This is a genomic window from Escherichia coli, assembly GCF_036503815.1.
Lineage (GTDB): Bacteria > Pseudomonadota > Gammaproteobacteria > Enterobacterales > Enterobacteriaceae > Escherichia > Escherichia coli_F.
The window spans coordinates 446,548-462,273 of sequence record NZ_AP027764.1; the positions used below are offsets into that span (position 1 = coordinate 446,548).

General features: G+C 51.9%; 15 protein-coding genes. 8 read left to right on the plus strand and 7 right to left on the minus strand.

All coding sequences use genetic code 11. From position 1 onward, the window contains the following. The first annotated feature begins 1 nt into the window (after position 1). From yhfU to yhfS, 3 genes are read left to right on the plus strand one after another with little or no spacing between them, the layout of a single operon-like run. Positions 2–355, plus strand: a complete 354-nt coding sequence (gene yhfU, locus AABJ99_RS02020; protein ID WP_000719728.1) for a DUF2620 domain-containing protein — start codon at positions 2–4, stop codon at positions 353–355. Positions 356–366: 11 nt separating this feature from the next. Next, positions 367–1,671, plus strand: a complete 1,305-nt coding sequence (gene yhfT, locus AABJ99_RS02025) for a YhfT family protein (RefSeq protein ID WP_000366882.1) — start codon at positions 367–369, stop codon at positions 1,669–1,671. A gap of 11 nt (positions 1,672–1,682) precedes the next feature. Then, complete coding sequence (gene yhfS / locus AABJ99_RS02030) at positions 1,683–2,768, plus strand: aminotransferase class I/II-fold pyridoxal phosphate-dependent enzyme (RefSeq protein WP_039020602.1); 1,086 nt, start codon at positions 1,683–1,685, stop codon at positions 2,766–2,768. A 104-nt stretch (positions 2,769–2,872) separates the two neighbouring features. On the opposite strand, the gene yhfL is transcribed toward yhfS, so the two are convergent. The 6 genes from yhfL to tsgA all read right to left on the minus strand — a co-directional run bounded on the left by yhfL (position 2,873) and on the right by tsgA (position 9,921). Further along, a complete protein-coding gene (gene yhfL / locus AABJ99_RS02035) occupies positions 2,873–3,040 on the minus strand; it encodes a YhfL family protein (RefSeq protein WP_001031834.1) in 168 nt (55 codons plus the stop codon). A gap of 246 nt (positions 3,041–3,286) precedes the next feature. Next, complete coding sequence (gene cysG / locus AABJ99_RS02040) at positions 3,287–4,660, minus strand: siroheme synthase CysG (protein ID WP_039020601.1); 1,374 nt, start codon at positions 4,658–4,660, stop codon at positions 3,287–3,289. Positions 4,661–4,678: 18 nt separating this feature from the next. Continuing rightward, complete coding sequence (gene nirC / locus AABJ99_RS02045; RefSeq protein WP_000493563.1) at positions 4,679–5,485, minus strand: nitrite transporter NirC; 807 nt, start codon at positions 5,483–5,485, stop codon at positions 4,679–4,681. A 126-nt stretch (positions 5,486–5,611) separates the two neighbouring features. Next, positions 5,612–5,938 carry a nitrite reductase small subunit NirD gene (gene nirD / locus AABJ99_RS02050; protein WP_000084764.1) on the minus strand — a complete coding sequence of 109 codons (327 nt, stop codon included), beginning with the start codon at positions 5,936–5,938 and terminating at the stop codon, positions 5,612–5,614. After that, positions 5,935–8,478 carry an NADPH-nitrite reductase large subunit gene (nirB, locus tag AABJ99_RS02055; protein WP_000049213.1) on the minus strand — a complete coding sequence of 848 codons (2,544 nt, stop codon included), beginning with the start codon at positions 8,476–8,478 and terminating at the stop codon, positions 5,935–5,937. The genes nirD and nirB overlap by 4 nt, the downstream gene beginning before the upstream one ends. Positions 8,479–8,739: 261 nt before the next feature. After that, on the minus strand, positions 8,740–9,921 hold the full coding sequence (gene tsgA, locus AABJ99_RS02060; protein ID WP_039020600.1) for an MFS transporter TsgA: 1,182 nt from the start codon (positions 9,919–9,921) through the stop codon (positions 8,740–8,742). A 270-nt stretch (positions 9,922–10,191) separates the two neighbouring features. On the opposite strand from tsgA, the gene ppiA reads away from it, so the two are divergent. From ppiA to argD, 5 genes are all read left to right on the plus strand, one after another. Next, positions 10,192–10,764 (plus strand): peptidylprolyl isomerase A, encoded by a 573-nt coding sequence (gene ppiA / locus AABJ99_RS02065; RefSeq protein ID WP_000477225.1) that lies wholly within the window; start codon positions 10,192–10,194, stop codon positions 10,762–10,764. Between the two features lie 104 nt (positions 10,765–10,868). Continuing rightward, the gene (yhfG, locus tag AABJ99_RS02070; RefSeq protein WP_000736860.1) at positions 10,869–11,036 is read left to right on the plus strand and encodes a YhfG family protein; all 168 of its coding nucleotides are present in this window, start codon (positions 10,869–10,871) and stop codon (positions 11,034–11,036) included. Continuing rightward, positions 11,026–11,628: a putative adenosine monophosphate-protein transferase Fic gene (gene fic, locus AABJ99_RS02075; RefSeq protein WP_039020599.1), complete on the plus strand. Its 603-nt coding sequence runs from the start codon at positions 11,026–11,028 to the stop codon at positions 11,626–11,628. Before yhfG ends, fic begins: the two co-directional genes overlap by 11 nt. Before the next feature lie 31 nt (positions 11,629–11,659). Then, positions 11,660–12,223: an aminodeoxychorismate synthase component 2 gene (gene pabA, locus AABJ99_RS02080; RefSeq protein WP_000601871.1), complete on the plus strand. Its 564-nt coding sequence runs from the start codon at positions 11,660–11,662 to the stop codon at positions 12,221–12,223. 85 nt (positions 12,224–12,308) lie between these two features. After that, the gene (argD, locus tag AABJ99_RS02085) at positions 12,309–13,529 is read left to right on the plus strand and encodes a bifunctional acetylornithine/succinyldiaminopimelate transaminase (RefSeq protein ID WP_039020598.1); all 1,221 of its coding nucleotides are present in this window, start codon (positions 12,309–12,311) and stop codon (positions 13,527–13,529) included. A 77-nt stretch (positions 13,530–13,606) separates the two neighbouring features. On the opposite strand, the gene yhfK is transcribed toward argD, so the two are convergent. Further along, positions 13,607–15,697: a YccS/YhfK family putative transporter gene (gene yhfK, locus AABJ99_RS02090; protein WP_039020597.1), complete on the minus strand. Its 2,091-nt coding sequence runs from the start codon at positions 15,695–15,697 to the stop codon at positions 13,607–13,609. Positions 15,698–15,726 lie beyond the last annotated feature (29 nt).

A 15,726-nucleotide genomic window follows, 5' to 3' on the forward strand; every position in this document is an offset into this window, starting at 1 on the left:
CATGAAAAAGATTGGTGTTGCAGGCTTACAGCGTGAGCAGATTAAAAAAACCATTGAAGCGACGGCTCCTGGCTGTTTTGAAGTTTTCATTCATAACGACATGGAAGCGGCGATGAAGGTGAAATCCGGGCAACTGGATTACTACATCGGCGCGTGTAATACCGGTGCGGGCGCAGCATTGTCGATTGCCATCGCGGTGATTGGCTATAACAAAAGTTGCACCATTGCCAAGCCGGGCATTAAAGCGAAAGACGAGCATATCGCCAAAATGATCGCCGAAGGGAAAGTGGCGTTTGGGCTTTCCGTTGAGCATGTCGAACATGCGATTCCGATGCTGATTAACCATCTGAAATAAAAGGCACGACTATGGATCTGTATATTCAGATTATCGTGGTGGCGTGCCTGACGGGTATGACATCGCTTCTGGCGCATCGCTCGGCGGCTGTTTTTCATGACGGTATCCGCCCGATCCTGCCGCAACTGATTGAAGGCTATATGAACCGTCGCGAGGCGGGGAGTATCGCTTTTGGTCTGAGCATTGGTTTTGTGGCCTCGGTGGGGATCTCTTTTACCCTGAAAACCGGGTTGCTCAACGCATGGTTACTCTTTCTTCCTACCGATATCCTCGGTGTCCTGGCGATAAACAGCCTGATGGCGTTTGGCCTTGGTGCACTCTGGGGCGTACTGATCCTCACCTGCCTGCTGCCGGTAAACCAGCTGCTGACCGCGCTACCGGTGGATGTATTAGGTAGTCTGGGGGAATTAAGCTCGCCAGTGGTTTCAGCTTTTGCACTGTTCCCGTTGGTGGCGATTTTCTACCAGTTTGGCTGGAAGCAAAGTCTGATCGCCGCCGTGGTAGTGTTGATGACCCGTGTGGTGGTAGTGCGCTATTTCCCGCATCTCAATCCGGAATCCATCGAAATCTTTATTGGCATGGTGATGCTGCTGGGGATCGCGATAACTCACGACCTGCGTCATCGTGATGAAAATGACATCGATGCCAGCGGTATGTCGGTGTTTGAAGAACGTACGTCGAGGATTATCAAAAATTTACCCTATATCGCCATCGTAGGGGCGCTGATTGCCGCCGTTGCCAGCATGAAGATTTTTGCTGGTAGTGAAGTGTCGATCTTCACCCTGGAGAAAGCATATTCCGCAGGTGTAACGCCGGAACAATCACAAACGCTGATCAACCAGGCGGCGCTGGCGGAATTTATGCGCGGGCTGGGCTTTGTGCCGTTGATTGCCACCACCGCGTTAGCAACAGGTGTGTATGCCGTTGCGGGCTTTACCTTTGTTTATGCGGTGGGCTATCTCTCGCCGAATCCGATGGTTGCGGCGGTATTAGGCGCAGTGGTTATTTCGGCAGAAGTCCTGTTACTTCGTTCGATCGGCAAATGGCTGGGACGCTACCCATCGGTACGTAATGCGTCGGATAACATCCGTAACGCCATGAATATGCTGATGGAAGTGGCTCTGCTGGTCGGTTCTATTTTCGCAGCAATTAAAATGGCGGGCTATACCGGATTCTCCATCGCGGTTGCCATTTACTTCCTCAACGAATCCCTGGGCCGTCCGGTACAGAAAATGGCGGCACCGGTCGTAGCCGTAATGATCACCGGCATCCTGCTGAATGTTCTTTACTGGCTTGGTCTGTTCGTTCCGGCTTAAGGAAGGCACCTATGAAGATGTTTCCTTTGCAAAGCCTGACGCTTATTGAAGCGCAGCAAAAGCAGTTTGCGTTGGTGGATACGATTTGCCGCCATTTTCCCGGCGCGGAGTTTCTTACCCGCGGGGATTTAGGCTTAACGCCGGGGCTGAATCAACCGCGCATTACTCAGCGTGTGGAGCAGGTGCTGGCTGATGCGTTTCATGCGCCAGCGGCGGCGCTGGTACAGGGCGCAGGTACTGGAGCGATTCGTGCGGCGCTGGCAGCTTTGCTCAAACCGGGGCAGCGTCTTCTGGTGCATGACGCGCCGGTTTACCCGACGACTCAGGTCATTATTGCGCAGATGGGGCTGACGCTTATCACTGCTGATTTTAATGACCTGTCGGCACTGAAGCAGGTCGTCGACGAGCAACAACCAGATGCCGCGCTGGTGCAGCATACGCGCCAACAGCCGCAGGACAGCTATGTGCTGGCAGATGTGCTGGCAACATTGCGTTCGGCTGGCGTTCCTGCGTTAACCGATGACAATTATGCGGTGATGAAGGTGGCTCGAATTGGCTGCGAATGCGGCGCGAATGTTTCGACATTCTCCTGTTTCAAGCTGTTTGGACCAGAGGGTGTTGGCGCAGTGGTAGGTGATGCCGATGTTATTAACCGGATCCGCGCCACGCTCTATTCCGGCGGCAGTCAGATCCAGGGCGCACAGGCGCTGGAAGTATTGCGTGGTCTGGTGTTTGCGCCAGTGATGCACGCGGTGCAGGCGGGGGTATCTGAACGGTTGCTGGCCTTGCTCAACGGTGGCGCGGTGGCGGAAGTTAAAAGCGCCGTTATTGCTAATGCGCAGTCGAAGGTGTTGATTGTCGAGTTTCATCAGCCGATTGCCGCCAGAGTGCTGGAAGAGGCGCAAAAGCGCGGTGCCTTGCCTTACCCGGTGGGTGCAGAGTCGAAATATGAAATCCCGCCGCTCTTTTATCGACTTTCCGGAACGTTTCGTCAGGCGAATCCGCAATTAGAACATTGTGCAATTCGCATTAACCCGAATCGCAGCGGTGATGAGACGGTATTGCGGATTTTGCGCGAGAGTATTGCCAGCGTTTAATTCTGGGAACGATGTTTTCGCAGAGGATGGAGAAAAATACGCCCTCGGAAAATTCAGAGGGCGTTAGCTCATTAAATCGGTGTTAGCCGATTTCTGTCAGAGACTTACTGTGCAGTAGGACCGCAACCGCCAATGATTTTAGAAATAGAAATTGCCGGGTGCAGCAGGTAGTCGTAAGAGCAGTTCTTATCACGGTTTTCAATATGACCAGTACATGCAGTTAACGTAGCCAGTACTGCACCTACCAGTGCAACTTTAATAAATTTGTTCATTTACATTCCCTATGTATTATATATTAATTAATATTCATTGATTATATGAATATAAGCGGACTGCTCATAAAGAACGATACAGGAATATTTAATTGGCGTCAGTGAGTGAATGACTTAATTTTGTAAGTCGCTGTAACGGTGAATATAATCCATTAGCAAATGATATTTATTAAGAGGGTATGCTTTATTTGCTGAATATATAAAAAGAGTGATAAAGAGGGCCAGAATTATCTGGCCCGGGTAAAATTAATGGTTAGAGAACCAGTTCAATTTATCGCGCAGGCCAACGACCCGACCAATAATAATTAATGAGGGACTGTTCATTTGCTGCGCCAGCTCGCCCAGCTGCGAGAGTGTACCGTCAATCACGCGTTGCGTTACCGCCGTACCGTTTTCGACAATCGCCACCGGCATTTCGCAAGGCATTCCGTGTTCAATCAGTTTTTGCTGAATGGTCGCGGCCTGATTAAGCCCCATATAGAACACCAGCGTCTGTTTTTCGGCTGCCAGGTTTTCCCAGTCCAGCTCGCCACCGGTTTTTAAGTGTCCGGTGATTAAGCGCACGCTCTGAGCATAATCGCGATGCGTGAGCGGAATACCCGAATAGGCAGAGCAACCAGAAGCTGCGGTAATACCTGGAACCACCGAGAACGGAATGCCTGCATTGCACAGTGTTTCCAGTTCTTCGCCACCACGGCCAAAAATAAACGGATCGCCGCCTTTCAGCCGCACCACGCGTTTGCCTTTTTGCGCTTCCCGCAGCAGGATCTGGTTAATCTCTTCCTGCGGTACGCAGTGGTATCCCGCGCGTTTGCCGACGAAAACGCGATCAGCATCGCGGCGTACCAGATTCATAATATCGTCTGAAACCAGACGGTCGTAGACCACCACATCTGCCTGCTGAATTTGTTGCAGACCTTTCAGCGTCAGCAGACCGGCATCGCCCGGACCTGCGCCAACCAGCACCACTTCACCGCGATGATCGAGCGGTTCATTGATTAACTGTTCGGTCGTTTCGGTAATGGCTTTCTGATCATTGTTCGCCAGCGACTGCGCCAGGCGATCATTAACGAACAGTTTTTCCCAGAAACGGCGACGTTCACCCATCGTGGCGAACTGTTGTTTGACCCGACCGCGTAACTGCCCTGCATATTTTGCCACCTGACCGAGATGCAGCGGCAGCAGTGATTCAAGTTTTTCGCGCAACAGGCGCGCCAGAACCGGAGAGGTGCCGCCAGAGGAGACCGCGACCATGAGCGGTGAGCGGTCAATAATCGACGGCATAATAAAGCTGGCGGCTTTCGGCGCATCGACCACGTTACAGAAGATGCGACGAGCTTCAGCGGCTTCGCTGACGCGCTGATTAAGCGCGTCATCATCCGTCGCCGCAATTGCCAGCCAGCAGGTGTCGAGAAGGCTTTCATCAAATGGCCCTTCGACGAGGGTTAACATGCCTGCATCTGCCCATGCGGTGAACTGTGGAATAAACGCTAATGCATTCACCATTAAGCGAGCACCTGCGTCTAACAGCAACCTTGCTTTGCGTTCCGCGACATCACCACCGCCGACAATCAAACAGTCGCGGTCGCGTAATTGGCAAAATATAGGCAAATGATCCACGTAAAAACCCCTTAATAATTAACCGGCAGCCGTTTCAGTTTGATTAAATTTGTCCGCAACCGGACGATTAGCTTTCGGCGTAGCATACCAATAACCCAATCCCATGAATACGGCACCCGATAAAGTATTACCCAGCGTCACCCACAGCAGGTTATGACCAATACCCGCCAGCGTGTAGGCTTCGCTGTGGTTGCCGAACCATGAGAGCGCGAACAGCGTCATGTTAGCGATGGAGTGCTCGTAACCGGACGCAATAAACGCCAGCAGACACCACCAGATTGCGATAAATTTCGCCGCGCCTTCAGTACGCAGTGCCATCCAGATTGCCAGACAAACCAGCCAGTTACACAATGCGCCTTTGAAGAACAGTACCATTGCCGGTGCGGTGGTTTTAGCCAGCGCGACGGAGTGAACAATACTGGTATCTACTGGCAAAAGGCTACCACCGCCCCAGCTATAAAGCATGGCAACAAAGACGGAACCGACCAGGTTACCCAGCCATGTTTGCGGCAGGATTGCCCACATTTGCCCGTGGCTAATGGTGCCCGCTTTCACCCCAAAGGTGAGGAACATGGTGTGCCCGGTGAACAGTTCAGAACCGGCGATAATCACCAGCGTTAAGGCGATACCAAAGGTCGCGCCCATCACCAGAGGACGTACGGACGGATCGAGCAAATTACCGAGCGTGAAAATCAGGATGATCCCCAGCCCCACATACGCGCCCGCCATCGCGGAGCTTACCCAGAAGCCGAGCGGGTTATTTGCCGACAGGCGTGCAATGCGCGCAGCGTTAGCCGCACACTTATTAATAGTGTCTGTAAACATTTGATTATCCTTTAAAAAATAAAAACAAAAAATAAAACAAAAAGTTTAAAAAATGTCCTGCAATATACTTAAGGTCATTACAGGACAATGCAAAAAGGGGAGGCATTGCGCCTCCCGTTAAAACAATTAACCGCGTAGCTGTACCACGCCGTCTTTCACTCGTGCCTCGTAATGCTTGACGGAAAACTGTTCATCTTCCATGCATAAACCGTCGCTTAAGCGAAAACGCTGTTTTTTCAGCGGACTGGCGACCCACAGCTCGCCCTGGTGTTCCGCAATCAGCCCGCGTGACAGCACGCTGGATTCGAAGAACGGATCGATGTTGCTGATCGCAAACACCTGGTCGCTGTGATACGGGCGGAAAATCGCTACCTGCTCGTCACCTAACAGCGCGCAGACGCCGGTTTCAGGCAGGATGTCATCAATTTTGCAGATGTCTTTCCACTGGCTCATGCGTTGTCCTCCACTAGAGTTACCGGGATACGTTCATACGGCGTTGCCGGACGGTGCTGTTCGCGCTCTGGCACCATCTGCACGTTCGGGTCACGCTTATCGCTGTTGATGAAGTGTTTGAAGCGAGTCTGCGCAGACGGTGTATTGACCGTTTCAGTCCACTCACACACTACCGCTTCACGCAGGCGCGCCATCTCTTCTTCCAGATGTGCGTTCAGCCCCAGTTTGTCGTCAATGATCACCGCTTTCAGGTAATCAATGCCGCCTTCGAGGTTTTCTAACCACGGTGCGGTACGCGTCAGTTTGTCGGCAGTACGGATGTAGAACATCATGAAGCGGTCAAGATATTTGATCAGCGTTTCGCGATCGATATCCGCTGCCAGCAGATCCGCATGACGCGGTTTCATGCCGCCGTTACCGCACACATACAGGTTCCAGCCTTTTTCAGTGGCGATAATACCCACATCTTTACCTTGCGCTTCTGAACATTCACGGGTACAGCCGGAGACACCGAACTTCATTTTGTGCGGCGTACGGATGCCTTTGTAGCGGTTTTCCAGTTCCACGCCGAGGCCGACGCTGTCGCCAACGCCGTAGCGGCACCAGGTGCTACCCACGCAGGTTTTCGCCATACGCAGTGCTTTCGCATAGGCATGACCGGTTTCGAAACCTGCTTCAATCAGCTGACGCCAGATCTCCGGCAGATCGTCTTTCTGTGCGCCAAACATCGCCAGACGCTGGGAGCCGGTGATTTTGGTGTAGAGATTAAATTCACGCGCGATACGACCCACTGCCATCAGTCCTTCTGGGGTGATTTCACCACCCGGAGAACGCGGGATCACCGAGTAGGTGCCGTCTTTCTGGATGTTAGCGAGGAAGTTGTCGTTAGAATCCTGTAGCGGAGTATGTTCCGGCTTCAGAATGTATTCGTTCCAGCAGGAGGCCAGCAGTGAACCGACGGTTGGTTTACAAACCTCACAACCGTAGCCTTTACCGTGTTTCGCCAGCAGTTCTTCGAAGGTTTTAATGCCTTCAACGCGGATCAAATGGAACAGTTCCTGACGTGAATAAGCAAAGTGTTCGCACAGGTTATTGTTAACTTCGATACCCTGTTTTGCCAGTTCCGCGTTCAGTACCTGAGTGACCAGCGGGATACAGCCACCGCAGCCAGTACCCGCTTTGGTTTCGGCTTTCAGCGCCGCAACGGTGTGGCAGCCTTTGTTGATGGCAGCAATCAGATCGCCTTTGGTGACGTCAAAGCAGGAGCAGATTTGCGCGCTGTCCGGCAGTTTATCAACACCGATAGACGGCTTGCCGCTACCTGAGTGCGCCGGCAGAATCAGAGAATCCGGGTTTTCCGGCAGCTCGATTGCGTTCAGCACCAGTTGCAGCAGGTTACCGTAGTCGCTGGTATCACCCACCAGTACTGCACCGAGCAGGGTTTTGTTGTCTTCGCTGACAATCAGGCGTTTGTAGATCTCTTTACTTTCGTCGAGGTAAACGTAGCTACGTGCGCCAGGCGTGCGACCGTGAGCATCGCCAATACCGCCTACGTCTACGCCCAGCAGTTTCAGCTTGGCGCTAAGGTCAGCACCTTCAAAGGCGTTTTCGCTACCGAGAATATGGTCAACGGCGACCTGCGCCATTTTGTAGCCAGGTGCTACCAGACCAAATACACGGTTGTTCCAGCTTGCGCATTCACCGATGGCGTAGATATCTGGATCGGAAGTCTGGCAGGAATCATTAATGACGATACCCCCACGAGGAGCAACGTCCAGACCACACTGGGTTGCCAGCTTATCGCGCGGACGGATACCGGTAGAGAAGACGATAAAGTCGACTTCCAGTTCGCTGCCGTCGGCAAAACGCATGGTTTTACGCGCTTCGACACCTTCCTGCACAATCTCAAGAGTGTTTTTGCTGGTGTGAACGCGTACACCCATGCTTTCGATTTTGCGACGCAATTGCTCGCCGCCCATCTGATCAAGCTGTTCCGCCATCAGCATAGGGGCAAATTCGATAACGTGGGTTTCAATGCCTAAGTTTTTCAGCGCGCCAGCGGCTTCCAGACCTAACAGGCCGCCGCCAACAACGGCACCGCGCTTACTGCGACGGGCGCAGGATTCAATGGCGTTGAGGTCTTCAATGGTGCGATAGACAAAGCAGTCCTGAGTATCAGAACCTTTGATTGGCGGGATCCACGGATAGGAACCGGTCGCCATGATCAGCTTGTCATAAAAAACGGTACGTCCGGCGCTGGAGTGAATCACCTTCTCCTGACGGTTGATGGTGATAGCGCGTTCGCCGACCAGAACTTTAATACCGTGTTTTTCGTAAAAGCCTTCGCGCACCAGCGACAGCTCTTCGGCGGTGTGGTGAGAGAAGTAAGACGAGAGGTGTACGCGGTCATAAGCGATGCGCGGTTCTTCACAGAAAACGGTAATATCAAAGTTGGCCGCATCAGATTTATCAAGAAGATCTTCGATAAAGCGATGGCCGACCATACCGTTACCGATAATTGCGAGTCTGACTTTGCTCATTTTTGCCTCGATTTCTTTTCTATTACCGCCTACCTTAACGATTCAGCAACCCCGCTTATTGATGTAAATCAAATTCACCTTTATATACTCCTTAAGAGGTATATTGCTGATTTGTATAAATTTTCTTAAGTCACGGAATTGTCTGATATTTCATTCGTGTGCAAAAAATAGACAAAATGAAAGGGTTTATAGAAATAGACGTACGTAGCGGGGTAAGTGAGGAAAAGGCCGGACGACGATAGCGCCGCCCGGCATGAGCAATTAATGAGAGGTCAGGGTGTTATGCTGACGGTGACGGCTGACGAAACCTAACAGGAAGCACATCACAAAGACGACAGCGTACAGACCGTTTGCCGTCAGCAGCGCCGCCTTTGGACCGCTATGTTCAACAATCGGGCCGGTAACGACAAAGGTCAGCATGGTACCGATGGTCCCGCAGGTCAGGACAAAGTTAACCAGTTTTGGTGACGGTACTTTGGTTTGCTGTGAACCCAGGGTGATGATGGTGGTATAGATCGCGCTGGAGAAGAAGCCCAGGGCGAGAATTGACCACGCCATATGTGCCGGTGTTCCGGTGTTAAAGACGTACATCAGAATCGCAGCCAGACCAGCCAGTACGGTCAGGATACGTTGCAAATCAAAGAAGCGAAGAATAAAGCTGAACGCCCACATGCCGACCATATATGACATCCAGAAGTTACTCACCAGCGTGCCAGCGTCGTTCAGGCTCATGCCCAGGCCTTTGGCATACTCCGGCACCCAGGAGATAAAACCTAACTGACCGAGGATGTAGCACAGCGCTGCAATTGAGAGAAACAGTACGCCGATGCCCCATTTTTCTTTCGCTACCGGAGCGTCCGTTTTTGGCGCATGTTTGCCCAGTGCCGGAAACTCACAGCCGAAGGTCAGAATAAAAATAGCGACGTAAACCAGCCCGATGCAGGCATAAACCCAGTACCACTCAATGCTGCGCGCCAGCAGAAACGCGGCGATCATTGGGAAAATCATCCCTGCCATACTGAAGAAGGAGTCGGTAAATAACAGGCGAGAACCGCGCTGACGCCCTTCATACATTTGTGTTATCAGGAATGTACCAATCGACATAGTGATACCGCTGACCACCCCGAGAATGAACATCGCTGCCGAGAAAAGCGCCAGGCTGTGGCTAAACATCAAACCAGCAACCGCCAGCATCATCAGGAGAAAGCCAAAACGTAACTGCGTTTTTAACGGGACGATTTCCATCAGCCAGGCATTGAGGAAGATAGAGATTAAAATGCCAGCATTGAGGAAGGTGAAGGTGTTACTCATACTGGAAACAGGCAGATTGAAATAATCGGCGATATTTCCCATCACCATCCCGGTGACAATAACCAACGCACCCGTCAGTGCGTAGGAGAGAAAGCTAATCCATGTGAGCTTGATGCGATTGCTGTTAGTCATGATTGGCCTGCGTTCAAAAATAAAATGGCATAGCGGGATATGCCGCGAGCGGGCGATTTTAGGTGATTTTGTGATCTGTTTAAATATTTTATTGCAATCGGTTGCTAAATTGCATTTTAAGAGGTGATTTTGATCACGGAATAAAAAGTGATCGTCAGGTTACATATATTTCAGATACGTAAAATTAGGTAAAGGGATGGCCTTGTTCTTGAAGGCTATTTAGAATCTCTTCACTTGCTTTTTTTCTGCTCTGTTTGTTAAGGAAATCTCATGTTCAAATCGACCCTGGCGGCGATGGCTGCTGTTTTCGCTCTTTCTGCTCTTTCTCCCGCAGCAATGGCAGCGAAAGGGGACCCGCACGTATTGTTGACAACCTCAGCTGGTAACATCGAACTGGAGCTGGATAAACAAAAAGCGCCAGTATCTGTGCAAAACTTTGTCGATTATGTGAACAGCGGTTTTTATAACAACACAACCTTTCACCGCGTCATTCCTGGCTTTATGATTCAGGGCGGCGGTTTCACCGAGCAGATGCAGCAGAAAAAACCAAACCCGCCAATCAAAAATGAAGCCGATAACGGCCTGCGCAACACGCGTGGCACCATCGCGATGGCGCGTACCGCTGACAAAGACAGCGCCACCAGCCAGTTCTTTATCAACGTTGCCGATAACGCCTTCCTTGACCATGGTCAGCGTGATTTCGGTTACGCGGTATTTGGTAAAGTGGTGAAAGGCATGGACGTTGCCGATAAGATTTCCCAGGTGCCGACTCATGATGTTGGTCCGTACCAGAATGTGCCGTCAAAACCGGTAGTTATCCTTTCCGCTAAAGTCCTGCCGTAATGATTTCTCGCGCGGGCAATCTTGCCCGCGCTTCTGCTCTCCCGGCGTAACCCGGATTTGCCGCTTATACTTGTGGCAAATGGACACGTTCAGGGAGGCATCAAGTGAAGAAACTCACCGATAAGCAAAAGTCCCGTCTCTGGGAGCTTCAGCGTAATCGTAATTTCCAGGCCAGTCGCCGTCTTGAAGGCGTCGAGATGCCTTTAGTTACTCTTACTGCCGCAGAGGCTTTAGCGCGCCTTGAAGAGCTGAGGAGGCACTATGAGCGATAAATTCGGCGAAGGGCGCGATCCGTATCTTTATCCTGGCCTTGATATCATGCGTAACCGGCTGAACATCCGCCAGCAACAGCGGCTGGAACAGGCCGCTTACGAAATGACGGCGCTGCGTGCTGCGACCATTGAGCTTGGTCCGCTGGTGCGCGGTTTACCGCATTTGCGCACTATCCATCGCCAGCTGTATCAGGATATTTTCGACTGGGCGGGGCAACTGCGTGAAGTTGATATTTATCAGGGTGATACGCCGTTCTGCCACTTTGCTTATATCGAAAAAGAGGGCAATGCCCTGATGCAGGATCTGGAGGAAGAAGGGTATCTGGTTGGCCTGGAGAAAGCGAAGTTCGTCGAGCGGCTGGCACACTACTATTGTGAAATTAACGTCCTGCATCCCTTCCGTGCGGGAAGTGGTCTGGCACAGCGTATCTTCTTCGAGCAACTGGCGATTCATGCTGGTTATCAACTGAGCTGGCAGGGTATCGAAAAAGAGGCCTGGAATCAGGCAAATCAGAGTGGGGCAATGGGGGATCTCACTGCGCTGCAGACGATATTTAGCAAAGTGGTAAGCGAAGCCGGGGAATCTGAGTAAAATAGCGCGGTTCTTTCGTACCGGAGCCGCCATGATCCTGCTTATTGATAACTACGATTCTTTCACCTGGAACCTCTACCAGTACTTTTGTGAACTGGGGGCCGACGTGTTGGTTAAGCGCAACGATGCGTTAACGTTGGCGGATATCGACACACTCAAACCGCAGAAAATTGTTATCTCACCTGGACCCTGTACGCCGGACGATGCAGGGATCTCCCTTGACGTTATTCGCCACTACGCCGGCAGTTTGCCGATTCTTGGCGTCTGCCTCGGTCATCAGGCAATGGCGCAGGCTTTTGGTGGCAAAGTTGTGCGCGCCGCAAAGGTGATGCACGGCAAAACCTCGCCGATCACACATAACGGTGAGGGCGTATTTAAGGGGCTGGCAAATCCACTCACCGTGACACGCTACCATTCGCTGGTGGTGGAGCCTGACTCATTACCGGAGTGCTTTGAAGTGACGGCCTGGAGCGAAACCCGCGAGATTATGGGGATTCGTCATCGCCAGTGGGATCTGGAAGGCGTGCAGTTCCATCCAGAAAGTATTCTCAGCGAACAAGGGCATCAACTGCTGGCTAATTTCCTGGAGCGCTGATTTCTGATTGCCATTTAGTGATTTTTTATGCATATTTTGTGATTATAATTTCACATTGGTTTATGCGTAACAGGGTGATCATGAGATGGCAACTGAACAAACAGCAATTACACGCGCGACTTTCGATGAAGTGATCCTGCCGATTTATGCTCCGGCAGAGTTTATTCCGGTAAAAGGTCTGGGCAGCCGAATCTGGGATCAACAGGGCAAGGAGTATGTCGATTTCGCGGGTGGCATTGCAGTTACGGCGTTGGGCCATTGCCATCCTGCGCTGGTGAACGCGTTAAAAACCCAGGGCGAAACTCTGTGGCATATCAGTAACGTTTTTACCAATGAACCGGCGCTGCGTCTTGGTCGTAAACTGATTGAGGCAACGTTTGCCGAACGCGTGGTGTTTATGAACTCCGGCACGGAAGCTAACGAAACTGCCTTTAAACTGGCACGCCATTACGCCTGTGTGCGTCATAGCCCGTTCAAAACCAAAATTATTGCCTTCCATAACGCTTTTCATGGTCGTTCGCTGTTTACCGTCTCGGTGGGCGGGCAGCCAAAATATTCCGACGGCTTTGGGCCAAAACCGGCAGACATCATCCACGTTCCCTTTAATGATCTCCACGCAGTGAAAGCGGTGATGGATGATCACACCTGCGCGGTGGTGGTTGAGCCGATTCAGGGCGAGGGCGGCGTGACGGCAGCGACGCCAGAGTTTTTGCAGGGCTTGCGCGAGCTGTGCGATCAACATCAGGCATTATTGGTGTTTGATGAAGTGCAGTGCGGGATGGGGCGGACCGGCGATCTGTTTGCTTACATGCATTTCGGCGTGACGCCGGATATTCTGACCTCCGCCAAAGCGTTAGGCGGCGGCTTCCCGATTAGCGCCATGCTGACTACGGCGGAGATTGCTTCTGCGTTTCATCCTGGTTCTCACGGTTCCACCTACGGCGGTAATCCACTGGCCTGTGCAGTAGCTGGCGCGGCGTTTGATATCATCAATACCCCTGAAGTGCTGGAAGGCATTCACGCGAAACGCCAGCGTTTTGTGGACCATTTGCAGAAGATCGATCAGCAGTACGATGTGTTTAGCGATATTCGCGGTATGGGGCTGTTGATTGGCGCAGAGCTGAAACCACAGTACAAAGGTCGGGCGCGTGATTTCCTGTATGCGGGTGCCGAGGAAGGCGTAATGGTGCTGAATGCCGGGCCTGATGTGATGCGTTTTGCGCCGTCGCTGGTGGTGGAAGATGCGGATATCGATGAAGGGATGCATCGTTTCGCCCACGCGGTGGCGAAGGTGATTGGGGCGTAAATAAGACGCGTCAGCGTCGCATCAGGCAAAAGATATCGGATGCGGCGTGAACGCCTTATCCGATGGTTTAGCCTGTATTACGCCTTCGAATCCCGCAACTTGCGACTCAGCCAAATCCCATGATGCGGTCGCTGCCGCCATGCCATCGACGAAATGGTGTGCATGGTGTTCAGATGACCAATAACCCGTTGTAAATGCTGCTCCAGCGTACCTGCCGCACCTTCGTGCGGCTGCATCTCCGGCGCATCCATGATATTGGCATCGCCAGAACTCCCCGGTTCGTCATACTCCAGTCGCTGCTGACAACGCTGAATGGCGATTTCACAAGACTGTAAATACTCTTGTGCCAGTTCAGGTGGCAATGCCCGGTGTTCCCGCGCCAGCGTGGTCATAGCATTAATATGCTCAACAATAAATTGGCTGTGTGTTACCCACAGTTTCATATCTGCCAGATAATGGCTGTTGAACGCCGGTTCCTGCATCGCCTGATTCAATGAGTTATACAGAGTGTTATGCGCTTGATTTACCCGCATTCGCTGCCAGGCCAGTGGCGTAGGTTGCGGATCCTCGCTCAGAATCAAACGAATCGCTTCCTGATAGGCTTCTAAAGCGTCATGGGCGTTTTTACGCAATAACCCGCTCTGCCACTGCGGCCACAGCCAGACAGTTCCGCCGAAAGCAATCAAACAACCAATAATGGTGTCGATAAGACGCGGAAGAATGTACTGCTCACCGTTCAGCCACAACAGTTGCAGGGTATATACTGCGGTAATGGTAAAACCGACCGTCGCCCAGCCGTAGTTTTTGCGCAATATCAGGTAGCTGGCGAGGGTGGTAATCAGCATCAACGTCAGGGTATAACCTTCGGGAATTTTAAAGTGCAGGGCAACGCCCGCAATGATTAACCCGACCACGGTTCCCACAGAACGATTCACAATTCGCAGGCGAGTCGCGCCGTAACCATTTTGCGTCACCAGCAATACCGTCATCAGGATCCAGTACGACTTCGGCAGATGCAGCGCGGTACCCATCAGGCTGGCAACACTTAACATCACACTCAGTCGTCCAGCATTGCGTAGCGCCGGAGATTTCAGTGACAGATAACTTTTTAGCGCCGGCAGTAACGGCATTCGCCGCTGTTTATCGGCCAGTAAATCACGGGCATAGAGCGGTTTTTGGGTGCGTAGTACACGAGCGATGCGGCTGAAGTGCCAATAGCAGAATTGCCCAACCGGATTATCCGGATGCTGGCGGGCGATTTTTTCCAGCGCGCCAATTTGTTTTTCCATTGTAAAGCGCGTCGGCAGGCGATGGTAAAGAATGTCATCAGCCAGCACGCGCAGGCGAGTGGCGACAGTTTGCGCATTCCAGCGGATAACTTCTTCCGCATGGCTACGCTCGACCAGCTTTTGCACCTCTTCCGGCTGATGCAAGCTGACCGAAATATGTTCCTGTAAATCCAGCGCCTCCTGGAAAATACGCAGCATCCGCTTGTAGTCAGTATTATTTTGCGCGGAAAGCATATGCATTTGCTGATAGCACTGAGTAATTAAATCGACCGCTTTTTGCTGGCGCACCAGCAGCGGCGGCAATGCTTTTTCAGGATCGGTGTGCTGGGTAAGCAGGCTGTATTTGGTTTCGCAATAATCCGCCAGTTCACGGTACAGCAAGCTTAGTGACTCGCGTAGCGGTTGTTCGCGCCAGATCCAGAACCAAAACCAGTTAAACAATCCGTACCAGAGAGTGCCCAGCGCATAGATGAGCAACGGTTCCCAGACCGGCATGTATCCCGCCAGACTGAGGGTAAAAATGGCGGCGAGCAGCGATGCGGGAAGCAATTTTGCGTGCAATGGCCCCAGCTCAGCAGTGACACCAAGCACCAGCGTTAATCCGGTCAGCAAAAAGGGCAGGGGAACATCTTTTGCCAGTAGTAGCTGTGTCAGCAAGCTACAGGTGGCAAACAGTGACGCACCAATGATTAAGCGTTTGAAAAAACGTTTATGAGGCGTATCAAGGCCCGCAATATTGCAACAGGCTGGAACGAGGGAGAAGAGCAGACCGAATCGTAATTCGCCAAGCATTAACCCAACGGCCACGGGCAAACATAGCACCAGCGTTTGTCGTAGTGCATAGTTGATATCGGGGTGATAAATCAGTCTGCGCCACATCGGGGGAAACAAAATGGCGCGCTACTCAG